The 16,397-nt window shown below is 64.0% G+C and carries 17 protein-coding genes; 13 read left to right on the top strand and 4 right to left on the bottom strand.

Going from position 1 to position 16,397, the window contains the following annotated elements; all coding sequences use genetic code 11:
• Nucleotide 1: 1 nt before the first annotated feature.
• Complete coding sequence (locus tag VF769_RS09400) at nt 2-1,129, bottom strand: efflux RND transporter periplasmic adaptor subunit (RefSeq protein WP_331008139.1); 1,128 nt, start codon at nt 1,127-1,129, stop codon at nt 2-4.
• A 160-nt stretch (nt 1,130-1,289) separates the two neighbouring features.
• Here VF769_RS09400 and VF769_RS09395 point away from each other — a divergent pair, with 160 nt between their 5' ends.
• The 13 genes from VF769_RS09395 to VF769_RS09335 all read left to right on the top strand — a co-directional run bounded on the left by VF769_RS09395 (nt 1,290) and on the right by VF769_RS09335 (nt 13,288).
• Complete coding sequence (locus VF769_RS09395; RefSeq protein ID WP_331008138.1) at nt 1,290-1,919, top strand: TetR/AcrR family transcriptional regulator; 630 nt, start codon at nt 1,290-1,292, stop codon at nt 1,917-1,919.
• A gap of 60 nt (nt 1,920-1,979) precedes the next feature.
• On the top strand, nt 1,980-3,251 hold the full coding sequence (locus VF769_RS09390; RefSeq protein WP_331008137.1) for a D-arabinono-1,4-lactone oxidase: 1,272 nt from the start codon (nt 1,980-1,982) through the stop codon (nt 3,249-3,251).
• Nucleotides 3,251-4,387, top strand: coding sequence for a DSD1 family PLP-dependent enzyme (locus VF769_RS09385; protein WP_331008136.1), 1,137 nt, complete (start codon nt 3,251-3,253; stop codon nt 4,385-4,387). Before VF769_RS09390 ends, VF769_RS09385 begins: the two co-directional genes overlap by 1 nt.
• Nucleotides 4,388-4,469: 82 nt before the next feature.
• Nucleotides 4,470-4,769, top strand: a complete 300-nt coding sequence (locus tag VF769_RS09380; protein ID WP_331008135.1) for a YerC/YecD family TrpR-related protein — start codon at nt 4,470-4,472, stop codon at nt 4,767-4,769.
• Nucleotides 4,770-5,645: an ATP phosphoribosyltransferase gene (gene hisG, locus VF769_RS09375; protein WP_331008134.1), complete on the top strand. Its 876-nt coding sequence runs from the start codon at nt 4,770-4,772 to the stop codon at nt 5,643-5,645. It begins immediately after the preceding gene.
• A 1-nt stretch (nt 5,646) separates the two neighbouring features.
• A complete protein-coding gene (gene hisD / locus VF769_RS09370) occupies nt 5,647-6,936 on the top strand; it encodes a histidinol dehydrogenase (protein WP_331008133.1) in 1,290 nt (429 codons plus the stop codon).
• Complete coding sequence (gene hisB / locus VF769_RS09365; RefSeq protein WP_331008132.1) at nt 6,933-8,354, top strand: imidazoleglycerol-phosphate dehydratase HisB; 1,422 nt, start codon at nt 6,933-6,935, stop codon at nt 8,352-8,354. Before hisD ends, hisB begins: the two co-directional genes overlap by 4 nt.
• The gene (gene hisH, locus VF769_RS09360; protein ID WP_331008131.1) at nt 8,354-8,950 is read left to right on the top strand and encodes an imidazole glycerol phosphate synthase subunit HisH; all 597 of its coding nucleotides are present in this window, start codon (nt 8,354-8,356) and stop codon (nt 8,948-8,950) included. Before hisB ends, hisH begins: the two co-directional genes overlap by 1 nt.
• Nucleotides 8,944-9,669: a 1-(5-phosphoribosyl)-5-[(5-phosphoribosylamino)methylideneamino]imidazole-4-carboxamide isomerase gene (hisA, locus tag VF769_RS09355; protein WP_331008130.1), complete on the top strand. Its 726-nt coding sequence runs from the start codon at nt 8,944-8,946 to the stop codon at nt 9,667-9,669. Before hisH ends, hisA begins: the two co-directional genes overlap by 7 nt.
• On the top strand, nt 9,659-10,426 hold the full coding sequence (hisF, locus tag VF769_RS09350; protein ID WP_331008129.1) for an imidazole glycerol phosphate synthase subunit HisF: 768 nt from the start codon (nt 9,659-9,661) through the stop codon (nt 10,424-10,426). Before hisA ends, hisF begins: the two co-directional genes overlap by 11 nt.
• The gene (hisIE, locus tag VF769_RS09345) at nt 10,423-11,037 is read left to right on the top strand and encodes a bifunctional phosphoribosyl-AMP cyclohydrolase/phosphoribosyl-ATP diphosphatase HisIE (RefSeq protein WP_331008128.1); all 615 of its coding nucleotides are present in this window, start codon (nt 10,423-10,425) and stop codon (nt 11,035-11,037) included. The genes hisF and hisIE overlap by 4 nt, the downstream gene beginning before the upstream one ends.
• Nucleotides 11,034-12,128, top strand: coding sequence for a histidinol-phosphate transaminase (gene hisC / locus VF769_RS09340; protein WP_331008127.1), 1,095 nt, complete (start codon nt 11,034-11,036; stop codon nt 12,126-12,128). Before hisIE ends, hisC begins: the two co-directional genes overlap by 4 nt.
• Before the next feature lie 11 nt (nt 12,129-12,139).
• Nucleotides 12,140-13,288, top strand: coding sequence for an aminotransferase (locus VF769_RS09335; protein WP_331008126.1), 1,149 nt, complete (start codon nt 12,140-12,142; stop codon nt 13,286-13,288).
• Here VF769_RS09335 and VF769_RS09330 read toward each other — a convergent pair.
• From VF769_RS09330 to VF769_RS09320, 3 genes are all read right to left on the bottom strand, one after another.
• Nucleotides 13,285-14,361 (bottom strand): acyl-CoA dehydrogenase family protein, encoded by a 1,077-nt coding sequence (locus tag VF769_RS09330; RefSeq protein ID WP_331008125.1) that lies wholly within the window; start codon nt 14,359-14,361, stop codon nt 13,285-13,287. The genes VF769_RS09335 and VF769_RS09330 overlap by 4 nt on opposite strands.
• Complete coding sequence (locus VF769_RS09325; protein WP_331008124.1) at nt 14,358-15,548, bottom strand: acyl-CoA dehydrogenase family protein; 1,191 nt, start codon at nt 15,546-15,548, stop codon at nt 14,358-14,360. Before VF769_RS09325 ends, VF769_RS09330 begins: the two co-directional genes overlap by 4 nt.
• Nucleotides 15,549-15,614: 66 nt before the next feature.
• The coding region (locus tag VF769_RS09320; RefSeq protein WP_331008123.1) for an efflux RND transporter permease subunit at nt 15,615-16,397 on the bottom strand (783 nt) is incomplete at its 5' end.

Raw genomic sequence — 16,397 nt, 5'->3', positions numbered from 1 at the left:
GTTAGCCGTTGCGCCCGCGCAGCGAGACAGCGCCTTCTTGCGTGGATTGTTCAGCTTCAATGTTGACGGGCGTTGCTTCGGCGCCGGGGCGGATGCGTTGCAGGCCGTCGACGATCAGGCGGTCGCCGGGATTTAACCCGGCCGTCACCACCCATTGGTCGCCCGCCGTCGCGCCGGTCTCGATCACGCGCTGCTCAACCACGTTTTGTTGGTTGAGCACCATCGCAACGGCTTCGCCGCGCGCATTGCGCGTGACGCCCTGTTGCGGGGCGAGGATCGCCTGCTGGTTCACACCTTCAATCAGGCGCGCCTGCACGAACATACCGGGGAGAAGAACGTGATCAGGATTGGGGAAGACGGCGCGCAAACGCACCGTGCCAGTGGTTTGGTTCACGGTGACTTCCGAGAATTGCAGCTCGCCTTGGTGCGCGTACTCGCTGCCATCCGGCATGACGAGGCGCACTTGCGCATGCGTTTGGCCATTCTGTGCGAGCGCTTGGCGCAAGCGCAGCATGTCCGCGCTCGATTGCGTCATGTCGACATAGACGCGATCGATGTTTTGGATCACCGCGAACGGTTCGGCCTGCGCCGGCGTCGCCAACGCGCCTGGCGTCACGCTCGATGCGCCGATAATGCCGCTGATCGGCGCGGTCACGCGCGTGTAGTTCACGCTGATGCGCGCGTTGTCCAAGGTCGCCGAGGCTTGATCCGCGGCCGCGCGCGCGTCGTCCAGCTCTTGTTGGCTGATGGCGCCGATCTCGATCAATTGCTGGTAGCGCTCATAGCGCGCCCGCGCGGAAGCCGCCGCGGCGCTGGCGCTCGAGAGCTGCGCTTGAGCGGGGCCGGCGTCGATCTCGTAAAGCACCTGGCCGGCGCGGACGGTCGCGCCTTCCTCGAACCTGCGCGCGCGCACGATGCCGCCAATCTGCGGTCGGACTTCCGAGGTCTCGAACGCCGCGACCCGGCCAGCCAGCCGGAGCGTCACTTCATATTGTTGGGGGGCGATTTCGACGATGCCGACTTCCGGGGCCGGCGGGGCTGCGCCCTCTGCGCCCGCGGGCCCGCCGCAAGCCGCCAAAAGCGCCGCGAGGCTGACCAGACCCGCTCCGGCTACCACACGATATGACATTTTGAAGTCCCCGCTTCATTACGGTGCGTTCAGGAAACGCACATAAAAACAACACACAAAGGTTGAGAATGAGCGTTCATTCTCATATGTGGGGGAAATGAGGGTTCCTTTGCGCTAAGTCAAGAGCGCTAGGGTGCTAAAAAAATAGAGAGGAAACGCGATGGATTCGGCCGAGCCCGTCACGACCACCGAGCTAAGTAAGGCGGAACTCCGCCGCGCCCAGGTGCTGGACGCTGCGGCCAAGTGCTTCAACAACGAGGGCTTTCACAGCGCGAGCATGTCCTCGATCGCCGCCGAAGCCGGCATGAGCGTTGGCCAGATTTATCGCTATTTCGAGAACAAGGAGGCGGTGATCGCCGCCATCGTCGAGCAGAAGCTCGCTGAATGGGCCAAGCGCATGGCCGAAGTGCGCGCCCGCAATGGCGATCTGCTCGAAGAGATGATGGAAGTCGCGCGCTTCCATATCGAAAAGGTCGTCGCGCCCGAACAAGCCGCGCTCTCGCTCGAATTCCTCGCTGAAGCCGCGCGCAATCCCCGCATCGGCGAGATTGTGCGCGTGGTCGATGGCGTGATGCGCGGCCATTTGAAAGACGTGCTGCTGCGCAACGGCGCCGTGGATGACGACAAGCTCGAAGCGCGCATTGATATGATCGCCATGCTGATCGACGGCTGGGTCGTGCGCGGGGTGAAGAACCCCAGACTCAAGAAGGAGGACTACCTCGACGCGCTGCGCCCGCTGTTCGAGATACTGCTCCATTGCCCGCAAGGCGGTGGGGCGACGTGCGCCTAAGCGCCGCTTGGCGCGAAGACGGCAATCATGCACTTTGCCGCCGAGCGAAAAGGGCGGCCCATGGCGGAATGGAAGAATTGGTCGGGCAGCGTCAGCGCACGCCCCGCGCAGGTGGCCAAACCCAAGACTGAAGATGAGCTCGCGCGCATCGTCCGCGAAGCCCGCAAGCTCCGCGTGGTCGGCGCAGGCCATTCGTTCATGCCGCTCTGCGCGACCGACGGCGCGCTGCTCTCGCTCGCCGAGCTTGAAGGCGGCATCGAGTTCAACGCCGACAAGAGCCGTGTCTGGGCGCCCGCGGGCGCAAGTCTCGCCGATCTCACCGCCGCGCTTTGGGCGCAGGGCGTCTCGCTCATCAACCAAGGCGACGTGAACCCGCAAGCGCTCGCCGGCGCCATCAGCACGGGCACGCACGGCACGGGTCGGGAACTCGGCTCACTCTCCACGGCCGCGCGCGCTTTCCGGCTGATGCTGGCCGATGGCTCGATCGTCACCTGCAGCGAAACCGAGAACCCCGATCTCTTCCAAGCGCAGCGTCTCTCACTTGGCATGCTAGGCGTCGCCACGCGCATCGAGATCGATGTGCTGCCGGCCTATCATCTCGAGGAAAAGCTGGAATCGCATCCGTTCGACTGGGTCGCCGAAAACTGGGACGAGATGGCCGCGAGCAATCGCCACGTCGAATTCTTCGTTTTTCCGTACGGCAAGAACGTCGTGCTGAAGCGCCTCAATCCCGTGCCAGGCGAGGGGCCGCTGGCGCAGAAGAACGACATGGACGAGAGCGCGTTTCGCATGGTTTGTGATGTGTGTTCGGTCGCGCCGTTCCTCACATCAATGCTGCAACCCGCCATCGTGCCGCCTGGCGTGCGCCAACGCCGTGTCGGCCCGGCCTATCAAATTTTCCCCTCAGATCGCACCGTGCGCTTCGAGGAAATGGAATACGAAATCCCGCGCGAAGCCGGGTGGGCCGCATTGCGTGAGGTCATCGCCTGGATCAAAAAGCGCAATCTGCCGGTCACGTTCCCGTTCGAGTTCCGCATCATCGCCGCGGACGATATCTGGCTGAGCCCTTTCAACGCAGGGCCCTGCGTTTCGATCTCGATGCACCAATACGCGAAGATGAAATGGCGCGAGATGTTTGCCGAAGCCGAACAAATTTTCCGCGCCCATGGCGGCCGCCCACACTGGGCCAAGCGCCATACGCTCAATCGCGCGGACGTTGATGCGCTCTATCCGCAAGCGCAGCGCTTCCGCGACGTGCGCGCCGCTTATGATCCAAGCGGCAAATTCCTCAACGCCCATCTCGCGCCGCTGTTCGGCCCGGAGCCTGCTTAATGTCCGACATCAATCTGCACAGTGCGCTCATCGGCCAACAGGGCTCGCGCCAAGCGCTCAACACGCCGGTTCTCGTTGTCGACGCCGATGCGCTGAAGCGCAATATCGACGCGATGGCGGCGTTCGCGCGCGCACACAAGATCGCGCTCCGCCCGCATGCGAAGACGCACAAAAGCGCTCATATCGCGCAAATGCAAATCGAAGCGGGCGCTGTCGGCGTGTGCTGCGCCAAGCTGGGTGAAGCGGAGGCGTTGGCGCAGGGCGGCGTCGATGACATCCTGATCACCTCGCCGGTGGTGACGCCGCAAGCGATCACGCGCCTCATTTCGCTGGCCGCGCGGATCAAATCGCTGCGGGTCGTCGTCGATCACCCAGACAATGTCGATGCGCTCGCAATCGCGGCGACCCAAGCGCATATCGTACTTCAAGTGCTCGTCGACATCGATCCCGGCATCCGCCGCACCGGCGTTGCCTCACCCGAGGCCGCGTTGGAGCTCGCGCAACGCATTGCCGCTTTGCCGTCGCTCAAATATCGCGGCGTGCAATTCTATTGTGGCCAGCAACAGCACATCGAGTCCTTCGCCGATCGCCGCAGCGCTATTGAAGAGCGCACGCTCTATCTGAGCAGCGTTGTTTCATTGCTGGAAGGCGAGGGGCTGGCGCCGGACTTTATCACCGGCGGCGGCACCGGCACGCACCGCATCGACGCCAGTCTTGGCGTCTTCAACGAATTGCAGACCGGCTCCTACGTGTTCATGGATCGCCAATACAATGAATGCGACATCACCGGCGAAGGGGGCGCGGGTTTCGAGACCTCGCTTTTCATCGACGCGCGCGTCATCAGCGCCAATGCGCAAAGCATGGCCACGCTCGATTCCGGCTTCAAATCCATGTCCACCGATGGCGGCCTGCCCACCATCGTCGATGGTGCGCCCGCGACGTCGGCGTTCTTTTTCATGGGCGACGAACACGCCGCCCTCATCGCGCCCGGCCACGAATTCAAGCTCGGCGATCTCGTTACCCTCGCCGTCCCGCACTGTGACCCGACCGTGAACCTCTATGACGCCTATCACGTGGTCCGGGACGGCACTTTGGTCGACATCTGGCCTGTCACCGCCCGCGGGCGGTCCAGATAATCAAGTAAAAACAAGATAATACTGCCATGCGGCAGCTTGGCTGCTTGCACTGCGTGTTTTAACGTAGTAGCACAGCGCCACAATGGCCAAGCAAGCTCAAACCGGCGCTCTGCGCCCCGACGTCTATGACGCAATCCTGGCGCTCCGCGACCGCAAGGAAGCAGAGGCGTTCCTCGCCGACCTTTGCACGCCTGGCGAAGTCAAAGCGCTCAACGAACGTTGGCAGGTCGCGCGTCTGCTGGATGAAGGGGAGCTCTCTTATCGCGACATCGCCAAGATCGCCGAAGCCAGCACCGCGACCGTCACGCGCGTCGCGCGCTTCCTCAAAGATATGCCGTACCAGGGCTATCGCCGCATTCTTGATCGTTTGAAAGCCGCCTAAATGTCCGCACGTCTCCGCATCGCCATTCAGAAAAGCGGCCGCCTCGCCGACAAAAGCCTCGAATTGCTCGAGGCTGCGGGCCTGCGCGTCATCAAGGGCGCGAACGAATTGCTTTATCGCATCGAAAACGCGCCGATTGACCTGCTGCGCGTCCGCGACGACGACATCCCGACGTTTGTCGGTGACGGCGTCGCCGATCTCGGCATCGTCGGCTTGAACGTGCTCGAAGAGCGCGAAGACGGCCGCAGCGCCGAGCCCGTGCAGGTGATGGCGCTCGGGTTCGGCAAATGCGATCTCAAACTCGCCGCGCCGATTGGCTTCGCCTATAGCGGTCCACGTTCGCTGCAAGGTCTGCGCATCGCCACCACCTATCCGCACGTGCTCAATCGTTTCCTCGCCGAAAATGGCGTGACGGCCGAGATCGTGACCATGCGCGGCGCCGTGGAAGTGGCGCCACGCTTAAAGCTCGCCAGCGCCATCTGCGATCTCGTTTCCACCGGAGCCACGCTCGAAGCCAATGGGCTCGCGCCGCTGGATACGGTGCTGCGCAGCGAAGCCGTGCTGATCCGGGCGCCGAAGAAGATCGACCCGGAGCTGGAGAAGGTGGCCGAAAGCGTGGTGCAGCGCTTCAAAGGCGTCACGTCGTGCCGTGGCGCCAAATACGTGATGATGAACGCACCGCGCGCCGTGCTGCCGAAGATCAGCGCGATCTTGCCGGGCGCTGGCTCGCCGACGGTGACGCCGCTCGCGGGCAGTGACGACATGGTCGCGGTGCACGCGGTCTGCCAAGAATCCGTGTTCTGGGAGACGCTCGAAGAACTCAAGGCTGCCGGCGCTTCCGCCATTCTGGTGCTGCCGATCGAAAAGATGATGTGAGATGAAGCGGTTTGAGTGGAGCAATTTGAACGCCGCCGAGCGCCAAGCCGCGCTCGCGCGTCCCGCGCGCCGTCGTGACAACGAAGTCGCCGACGTGGTGCGGCGCATCTTCGACGACGTCGAGCGCGAGGGCGAGGCGGCTGTGAGGCGCTGGTCCGAAACCATCGATAAGCGCGCGCCGCAAACGCTCGCGCTCGACGCCGCAACCGTGGATGCGGCCCGCGCCAAGCTTTCATGTGAGGACCTCGAAGCGCTCGACATCGCTGTCGACAACGTCACGCGCTATCACGAAGCGATCAAACCCAAAACGCAAGAGATTGAAATTCGCGCCGGCGTGCGATGCCGCCGCGTGTGGCGCGCTATCGCCAGTTGCGGCCTCTACATTCCCGGCGGCACTGCGCCGCTTTTCTCCACGCTGATCATGCTGGCGGCGCCCGCGCGCGTCGCCGGCGTGCGCGAACGCATCATCGTGACCCCGCCCGGCAAGGGCGATGGCGCGCCGCACCCGATGATCCTCGCCGCGGCCGCCGCGTGCGGCGTTGAAGCGCTCTCTCTGGTTGGCGGGGCCCAAGCGATCGCGGCGCTCACCTTTGGCGCCGGTGTGCCGAAAGCCGAGAAAATTTTCGGCCCGGGCAACGCCTTCGTGACCGAAGCCAAGCGTTACGCGGCCTCGCTGCCCGGCGGCCCGGTCATTGATGTGCCCGCCGGTCCCAGCGAACTCATGGTCATCGCCGATGATGGCGCTGATCCGCGCATCGTCGCCGCCGATCTGCTGAGCCAAGCCGAACACGACACGGATGCGCAAGTCGTCCTCGTCGCACTCTCGGACTCTGTTGTCGCCGCCGTCGCCGCCGAGCTCGAGAAACAAACACCGCTGCTGCCGCGCGCAGAGATCGCGCAAGCCTCGCTCGCCCAGGCGCGACTCATCCGTGTGCGCGATGCGCAAGAGGCGGCGGACGTCTCCAACGCCTACGCGCCGGAACACCTGTCGCTGCAAGTCAAACAAACCGACGCGCTGATTGAAAACCTCGACAACGCCGGCGCGGTGTTCGTCGGCGCCTGGAGCGCCGAGACATTCGGCGATTACATCTGCGGCCCTAGCCACGTTCTCCCGACCGACGGCGCAGCGCGCGCCTGGAGCGGCGTCAATGTCGCGTCCTTCATGAAGAGCTTCGTCGTGCAAGAAATGAACGAGCAGGGCGCCCGCGAGTTGGCGCCCGCCGCCGCGCGTTTGGCGCGGCTCGAAGGCTTGGAGGCGCACGCACGCGCCGCCGACGTGCGGGTGCAATGATGCGCGCGCCGTTTCCGCCGCTGGTCGCCAATGGTGACGGTCTCGATGCTCCGCCGCAGTCGCCCAAAGCGCTGCAGAAGCGTATGGCCGAAGTGTATGGCGTCGACGAGAGCGCCGTTCTACCCGTGCGTGGCACACTGCACGGCATCGAACTCGTCTTCCGCAGCGCCGCGCTCGACGGCTTCGTCAAAATCGCCGTGCCAAGCACCAAAGCGCTGCTAACGCTCGCCCGCATCTCCGGCCTTGATCTTGTCACCAACAACGATGGCGTCGGCGCAACCATCGTGGCGCCGCTCAGCGAAGCCGAAGCCCGCGCACAGCTCGAACAAATCACGCCGGGCCTCCTCGTCATCGATGAAAGCGCCATCGAATTCTCGGATCGCGCCTCGCTCGCCGCGTTCGCCACAACGCAAGAGAGCATTGTCGTCATCCGTTCGCTCAGCCTAGCCTACGGTCTCGCCGGCGCACCTTGCGGCGCCGTCATCGCCGCGCCCGCCACGATCGCCAAGCTCCGCGACGTGCTAGAACCCGACGCGCTGCCAACACCGATCACCAAACTCGCGCTCGCCGCACTCGATCCCTCCCGCATCAGCGCCAATGCGCTCCGCGTCGCGCAAGTCAAATTAGAGCGTACCCGCATTGCTAAAGCGCTAGACGCACGCGCCGAAGAGGCGCCAGCCGTCTCACTCCGCGTCGAGAACCCGGAAGAAACGCGCGCCGTCTTTCGCAAATTCGCACTCGATGTAGAATGGCGCGACGCGAACACGCTGCTGCTCCCGATCAGTTTTAAGCCCGAAACCAACGATCGCGCACTCGCCGCGTTCGGTGTCGAGGCCAAATCCAATGCCCGCCGCAGCGAAGTCGTGCGCGAGACGCTCGAAACTCGCATCGTCGCGCAAGTCGATCTCGACGCCGAAGCCACGCCGCAGATCAACACGGGCGTCGGCTTCTACGACCACATGCTCTCGCAGATCGCCACGCACGGCGGCTTCACGCTCGCGCTCACCTGCGCCGGCGACCTCGAAGTCGACACGCACCACTCGATCGAAGACGCTGCCCTCGCGCTCGGCCAAGCTTTGAAGGAGGCGCTCGGCGCCCGCCGCGGCATCGCGCGCTTCGGCTTCGTGCTGCCGATGGACGAGGCGGAAGCGAAAGTCTCCGTCGATCTCGGCGGCCGCCCGTATCTCGTGTTCGACGGCAAGTTCGATGCGCCGCTGCTTGGTGAGTACCCCACCGAAATGACCGAGCACGTCTTCCGCTCGCTGGCGCAAAGCATGGGCGCGGCGATCCACGTCTCCGTCACCGGCGAAAACGATCACCACAAAACCGAAGCCTGCTTCAAAGCCTTTGGCCGCGCGCTGCGCCAAGCCGTGCGCATCGAAGGTGACCGCGTGCCCTCCACCAAAGGCTCGATCTAATGTCGACCGTCGTGGTCAAGCTGGGCGTCGGCAATACGGCGTCGGTGATGTTCGCCTTGGAGCGCTTGAACGCGCTTGCGACGCTTACCGATGATCCCGTGCGTATCGCTGACGCAGAGCGCATCATCCTTCCCGGCGTCGGCGCCGCCGCGCACGCGATGGAGCTGATCGCGCAAAAGGGCCTGCGCGACATTCTGCGCGCCTTCGAACGCCCACTGCTCGGCGTCTGCCTCGGCCAGCAATTGCTGTTCGAGTCCAGCGACGAGGGCGACGCCGAGGGCCTGGCGCTTCTCCCTGGCCGCGTCACGCGCCTACCAGCCTCTAAAGAGGCGCCCGCGCCGCACATGGGCTGGAGCAAGCTCAGAATCGAACGGGCAAATCCGCTGCTGGAAGGCGTCGAAGACGGCGCTTACGCCTATTTCGTGCATTCTTATGTGTGCCCGATCGACGCAAACACCATCGCCAGCGCCGCCTATGGCCAGCGCTTCGCCGCGATGGTCAATCGCGGCAACGCCTATGGCTGCCAATTCCACCCCGAACGCTCCAGCGCTGTCGGCGCGCGCATCCTTGCGAATTTTCTGAGTCTGCCATGCTGATCTATCCCGCTATCGATCTGCAGGACGGCGTTTGCGTGCGTCTCGTGCAAGGCCGCTTCGACGATTCCACACGCTACGGCCATCCGCGCGCGCAACTCGCAGCGTTCGCGCAAGCTGGCGCGCAATGGGTGCACATTGTCGATCTCGACGGCGCCAAGCAGGGCGCACCCGCGCAATACGAACTCATTGGCGAACTGGCGCGCAGCACCGACGTGCGCATCCAAAGCGGCGGCGGCGTGCGCGAACGCGAGCACGTGGAAGCTTTGCTCAGTGCAGGCGTTACGCGCGTCGTCATCGGCTCCGCCGCTGTGAAGCGCCCTCAAGACGTGCGCGCCTGGATCGAAGCCTTCGGCGTCGAGCGCATCTGTTGCGCCTTCGATGTGAAGCAACGCGAAGACGACGCCTTCGAAGTCGTCGTAGGCGGCTGGACCGCTGGCGGCGGCGCCACGATCGAACAAGCGCTCGCGCTCTATCCACCCGGCGCGCTCAAGCACATCCTCGTCACGGACGTTGCACGCGACGGCATTCTCACCGGACCGAATGTCGAGCTGATACAAACCATTATCGCCGCGCGCCCCGATCTCGACGTGCAAGCCTCTGGCGGCGTCGCCACGCTTGACGATCTCTCCACACTTCGCCGCAGCAACGCTGCCGGCGTGATCGTCGGCCGCGCGCTTTACGAACGGCGTTTCACTTTGGAGGACGCCCTTGCCGGCTAGACGCATCATCGCGTGCCTCGATGTGAAAGGCGGTCGCGTCGTCAAAGGCGTGCGCTTCGAAGGTCACACCGACGCCGGCGATCCCGCTGAACTCGCGCTGCGCTATCGCGACGAGGGCGCCGACGAAATTGTGATCTATGATATCGCCGCCTCCGCCGAAGGGCGCACCATCGACTACGCCTGGCTCGCGCGCGTCGCGCGCGTGCTCGACGTGCCATTGTGTGTTGCCGGCGGCATTCGCACGCTCGATCAAGCCATCTCCTGCCTCGAACACGGCGCCGATAAAGTCTCGATCAATTCGCCGGCGCTCGAACGTCCCGAATTCATCACCGAACTTGCCAACGTCGCGGGTTCGCAATGCGTCGTGCTCGGCGTCGACAGCCGCAGCGAAAATGGCGAATGGTCGATCTATCAATACACTGGCGATGTGAACACGATCCGCCGGACTTCACGCCACACGCTCGACTGGATCGTGGAGGCGCAAGAGCGTGGCGCCGGCGAAATCGTGTTGAATTGCATGGATAAGGACGGCACGCGTGACGGCTACGACATCGCCCAACTCGCCGCCGCGCGCAAATCGCTTTCGATCCCGCTGATCGCCTCCGGCGGCGCGGGCGCGGCGCGGCATTTTCCAGAAGTCTTCGCGGGCGCCGATGTCTCCGGCGCGCTGGCGGCCAGTATTTTCCATTTCAACAAGGTCAGCATCGGCGAAGCGAAGGCGGCGACGCGCGCGGCAGGTTTTGAGGTGCGCACATGAGGTTTGACCCAAGCAAAGTCGATTTCAACAAAGGCGGCGGCCTTGTGCCGGCGATCGTGCAGGATGCGGCGACGCTGCAAGTTCTGATGCTCGCCTATATGGATCGCGCAGCGCTTGATGAAACGCTCGAAAGCGGCGAGGCGACATTCTTCTCGCGCTCGCGTGGCGGCCGTTGGCGCAAAGGCGAGACCTCCGGCCATCGCATCAAAGTGCAATCGATAAGCCTCGATTGCGACGGCGATACATTATTGTTGCGCACCGAACCGCATGGCCCCGCGTGCCACCTCGGCACGGAAACGTGCTTCGGCACGGCGCTGACACGCGGCATCGGCCAACTCGGCGCGCTCGAACGCACCATCGCCGACCGCGCCAAAGCTTCACCTGAAGAAAGCTGGACCGCGAAGCTCATCGCGCGTGGCCCAAAGCGCATTGCGCAAAAGGTCGGCGAGGAGGGCGTGGAGACCGCCCTCGCCGGCGCCGCCGGCGATAAGGAGGAACTCTGCAACGAAGCAGCCGACTTGCTTTATCACCTCGGCGTGCTGCTGCATGCGCGCGGCGCGTCGTTTGAAGATGTGATGCAAGTGTTGGCGGAGCGCGAGAAGACATCATGAGCGGCCCCGTCGCCAAACCCACGATCGCAGAGATTGAGCCATACAAGGCCGGCAAGGCCAAGGCCGCCGGCTTCGACAAGCCGATCAAGATATCCGCGAACGAAAACGCGCTCGGCTGCAGCCCCGCCGCGTCGCAAGCGTATGCGGCGCTCGCAAATGCGTTGCACGTCTATCCCGATCCGCAAGCCAACGCGCTCCGCGAGGCGCTGGCGCGAAAGCACGGACTCGCGCCGTCCCAGCTCATCTTTGGCACAGGCTCGGACGAAATCTTCTCCATGGCGTGTCAAGCGTATCTCAATCCCGGCGATGAGATGGTGCAGCCACAATTCGCCTTCGCCGCCTGGGCCATTGCAGCGCGTGCGGCGGGCGCGAACGTGGTCTCGGCGCCGGAGCGCGACTATACCGTGGACGCCGACGCGATGCTCGCGGCGATCACCCCACGCACGCGCGTGATGTTCGTCGCCAATCCGGCGAGCCCGACGGGCACGTTCATTCCGTTCGCGGAAATCAAGCGCCTGCACGCCGCGCTACCAGAAAACGTGCTCCTCGTGCTCGACGGCGCCTATGCCGAGTTCGCGGAAAATCGCGCCGATTTCGATGCCGGCTTCGATCTCGCGCGTAGCGCGTCCAACATCATCGTTACGCGCACCTTCTCGAAGCTCTACGGCCTGGCCGCACTGCGCCTCGGCTGGGGCTACGCCAATCCCGAGATCATCCAGGCGCTCAACAAAATCCGCCTCCCATTCAACGCTTCCAGCGGCGCGCAAGCAGCGGCGATCGCGGCGTTGAACGATACGAATTTCTCCGCCCGTTCGCTCGCCGGTGTTGAAGCAGGCCGTGCGCAGCTCTCGGCGTTGCTGGCGGAGATTGGCCTCGCGCCATTGCCCGCGTTCGCCAATTTCGTCACCGTGCGCGTTCCTGAAACCGCGCCGCTCACCGCGGCCGAAATCGAGCGCGCGCTCGCCGAACGCGGCATTCTCGTACGCGGCCTGCAGAATTACGCCATGCCCGATTGCCTGCGCATTACCATCGGCACGGAGGCGGAGATGCAAAGCCTGGAAACGGCCTTGCGGAGCATCCTCGCACGTTAGAGATTGCGGTCATGAACCGCGTCTTCGCCAATCTGCCCACGACGATCTTCGAGATCATGTCGCGCCGCGCGGCGGAGAAGGGCGCGGTCAATTTGGGGCAGGGCTTCCCGGAGGACGATGGCCCGGCCGACATACGCGAACGCGCCGCGGGCGCGATGATCGAAGGCCCGAACCAATATCCGCCGATGCGCGGGCTTCCCGTGTTGCGTGAAGCCGTCGCCGCACATTACCGCGCGCATCAGAACATCGATCTCGATTGGCAGCGCGAAGTCACGATCACCTCTGGCGCCACCGAAGCGCTGGCAGCCGCGCTGCTCGCCTTCGTCGAACCTGGCGACGAAGTCATCCTGTTCGAACCGCTCTACGACGCCTATCTGCCCATGGTGCAGCGCGCCGGCGGCGTGCCAGGCATCGTGCGCCTGGAGCCGCCGCATTGGCGCTTCGATGCGGAACAATTAGCGGCTGCGTTCACGCCGAAAACGCGTGTCGTCATGATCAACACGCCGCACAATCCCGCCGCCAGCGTCTTGCCGCCGGAAGACCTTGCGCTGCTCGCCGAGCTCTGCCGCAAGCACGACGCGATCGTCATCAGCGACGAAGTCTGGGAGCACGTGCTGTTCGACGGGCGCGCGCACGCGTCCATGCTGCATCATTTGCGCGAGCGCACATTGAAGATCGGCAGCGCCGGCAAAATGTTCTCGCTCACCGGCTGGAAGGTCGGCTTCGCCTGTGGCGCGCCGGCGCTCACCGAAGCCTTCGCCCGCGCGCACCAATTCCTCACCTTCACCACGCCGCCGGGTCTGCAGGCGGCCGTCGCCTACGGGCTCAGCAAAGAGCGCGCTTATTTCGAAACCATGCGAGCCGAGTTCCAACGCGGCCGCGATCGGCTGAACGAAGCGCTCCGCCACGAAGGCTTCGCCACGCTCCCCGCGCAAGGCGCGTACTTCCTCAGCATCGATCTTGCCGCGTCCGGCATTGCACTCAGCAGCGAGGATTTCGCGCGCCACGCCATCGAGCATGGTGTCGCGACGATCCCGTATTCGGCGTTCTATGCTGCGCCCGGCGCGCCGCATCTCGTGCGCTTGTGCTTTGCCAAGCGTGACGAGACCTTGGATCGTGGCGCCGAGGCGCTGGCGCACGCGAAACGGGCGCTCGGCTAGAACCCCAGCAGCTTCGCGTACCGGTCGCGGTGATACGCAGCGCCGCCATAAAGCGCTTCGGCCACCCGGGCGCGCTTCAAATACAAGCCCGCATCGTGCGCATCGGTCATGCCGATGCCGCCATGCATCTGCACGAACTCGTTCGTCACCAGATGCAACGTATCGGCCGCGCGCGCTTTCGCCAGGCTCGCATATTCCGACACATCCTTCGCATCGCGATCGAGCGCATCGAGGGCGGCCATCACGCACGAGCGCGTCAGCTCCATATCGGTAAACATCTTCGCGGCGCGATGTTGCAGCGCCTGGAAGCCGCCGATCACTTGGCCGAATTGTTTGCGCGTCTTCAAATATTCGCCGGTAATCTCGAACGCCTCTTGCGCTTGGCCGATCATCTCAGCCGCCACGCCAATCGCCGCGCGATCGAGCACTTTCTGCACCAGCTCGGCGCCGCCATTCAAAGCTTCCGCCGGCGCGTTCTCGAAGGTTATGTCAGCGGCGCCACGGCTATCGACGGTGATCAACTCACGCTTCGTCACGCCCGCCGCATCGGCCTTCACCAGATAGAGTCCGTCCTTGCCGGCGACGATGAAGAGGTCGGCGATATGGCCGTCAGCCACATATCTCTTTACGCCGCTCAGTTTGCCGCCCGCGAACTTCAGCGTGCTCTTGTTCGGCGCATGGTGCGCGCTCTCATCGACAGCAAACGCCACAATGCACTCGCCCGCCGCGATCTTCGGCAGCCATTCCTTCTTCTGCGAATCCGTACCGCCAAGCATCAGCGCGCTCGCGCCAATCATCGCCGTTGAGAGCAGAGGCGAGGCGACCAAAGTGCGCCCGCTCTGCTCCAGCACGACGCCGAGGCCGACATAGCCCAGCCCCGCGCCGCCGAACTCTTCCGGCACGAGAATGCCGGCCCAGCCCATCGCCGCCATCTCGGCCCATAATTCGGGATCGCGGCCGTTCTTCTTGTCGTCGCGCATCTTGCGCAAGCGCGTCACCGGCGCTTGCTCGCGGCAGAAATCGCGCGCGGCGTCTTTGAGCAGATTCTGCTCTTCATTCAGCGTGAATGTCATTGCGTGTCCCTCAAACCCAGCACGCGCTTGGCGACGACGTTGAGATTCACCTCGGTCGTGCCGCCTTCGATCGAATTGCCCTTGGAGCGCAGCCAGCCGCGCGTCACGGCCAGTTCATCTGGCGAATAGCCTTCGCCCGACCAGCCGAAGGCGCGCGAGCCTGCGGCTTCCACCATCAATTCGCAGCGTTCGATATTGAGCGTGGCGCCCGCGACTTTGAACATCGACGCCATGTGGCTGACGTTGGCGCCAGCTTTCGCTTCCTCGGTCGCGCGCTGCACGCTCAACGCATAGGCGCGCTCGAACATCTTGTGCTGGGCGATGCGTGCGCGGAGGTCCGTGTCCTCCAAGCGGCCCGTATCATCCAAGCCCACATTATCACGCGCGATATCGACGACATCGGTGCGCGCGCCCGAGCCGAAGCCCGAAATATTGGTGCGCTCATATTGCAGCAAACGCTTGGCGATTTCCCAGCCGCCATTCAGGCGGCCCACCATGCGCTCTTTCGGCACTTTTACGTCGGTGAAGAAGGTTTCGCAGAAGGGCGAGGAGCCCGAGATCAATTTGATCGGTCGCGTTTCCACACCCGGCGTCGTCATGTCGATCAGCACGAACGAAATACCCTCGTGCTTCACGCTCGTGTCCGTGCGCACCAGGCAGAAGCACCAATCGGCGTAATTGGCATAAGACGTCCAGACCTTCTGACCATTGATCAGCCAATGGTCGCCCTTGTCCTCGCACTTGGTTTGCAAGCCCGCGAGGTCGGAGCCGGCGCCCGGCTCGGAATAGCCCTGGCACCAGCGAATTTCGCCGCGCACGATCTTCGGCAGATGTTCGAGCTTCTGTTCTTCATTGGCGTACTCGAGCAGCACCGGCCCAAGCATCCAGAGGCCGAACGAATAGAGCGGCGGGCGCGCATTGATGCGCTTCAGCTCGGCCTGCAACACCGCGTTTTCGGCATTGTTCAGTCCGCCCCCACCGTATTTCTTGGGCCACATCGGCGCCGTCCAGCCGCGCTCAGCCATGCGGTCAAGCCACAGCTTTGAATCCGGATTGGCGAACTTGGCGTTCTTACCGCCCCAAACGATCTCGTCTTCCGACGTAAACGTCGAGCGCATCGATTGTGGGCAATTCGCCTCCAACCAAGCCCGCGTCTCGGCGCGGAATTGCTCCAGGTCTTCACTCATCGCGCGTTTCCTTCCACGCGCTTTTTCTAGCACTCTGATTTGCGTCAGCGCCAGTTGCCCTAAGCGTTAGGCTGCGGCGGCGTCCGCCGGCTTGTCCTTGGGCGCCAGCAGCAGGTACATAGCCGGCGTCACGATCCGCGCGATCAGGGTTGAGCTGATCAGGCCGCCAATCAGCACCATCGCAATGGGTGAGAACAGCGGCGAATCCTCCAGCAGCAGCGGGATCATGCCGCCGATGGCGGTCGCGCTCGTGAGCAGCACGGGCAGGAACCGCACTTCGCCGGCGCGCTCGATCGCTTCTTCCAGCGGCGCCCCGCGCGCCCGCATCTGGTTGGCGAACTCCACCAGCAGGATCGAGTTTTTGATCTCGATGCCGATCAGCGCGATGAAGCCGATGATGGCGGTGAAGGAGAGCGACTCGCCCCCGATCCAGAGCGCGATGAGGCCGCCCATGATGCCGAACGGGATCACGAACGCGACCACTGTCATCACCGCGAAGGAGCCGAATTCCAGAAGCAGCACGGCGAGGATGCCGAAGATCGCGATCATGATCGCGGGGCCGAGGCCCGAGAAGCTGCGCTCCTGCGCTTCCGCCTGGCCGCCGAACGAGATCGTATAGCCGGCCGGCAGATTGATCGCCTGCAAACGCTCAGCGACATCGGCCGTAACCGCGCTGGTCAGATAGCCGCTCTGCGTATAGGCGCTCACCGTCGCCGTGCGCTCGCGATCGACGCGGTCGATCGAAGCGGGGCCGGCCTCCAGCCGCGGGTCGGCGATGTCGGCCAAAGGCAGCGCGCCGCCTTGGCCGTTCCACACATAAAGCCGCGATAGATCCGAGATTTCCATCAC

The organism is Vitreimonas sp. (genome assembly GCF_036392335.1).
In the GTDB taxonomy this organism is placed as follows: Bacteria; Pseudomonadota; Alphaproteobacteria; order Caulobacterales; family Aquidulcibacteraceae; genus Vitreimonas.
Note: the sequence above shows the minus strand (reverse complement) of the source record. Positions and strands in the feature narration are given on the sequence as shown.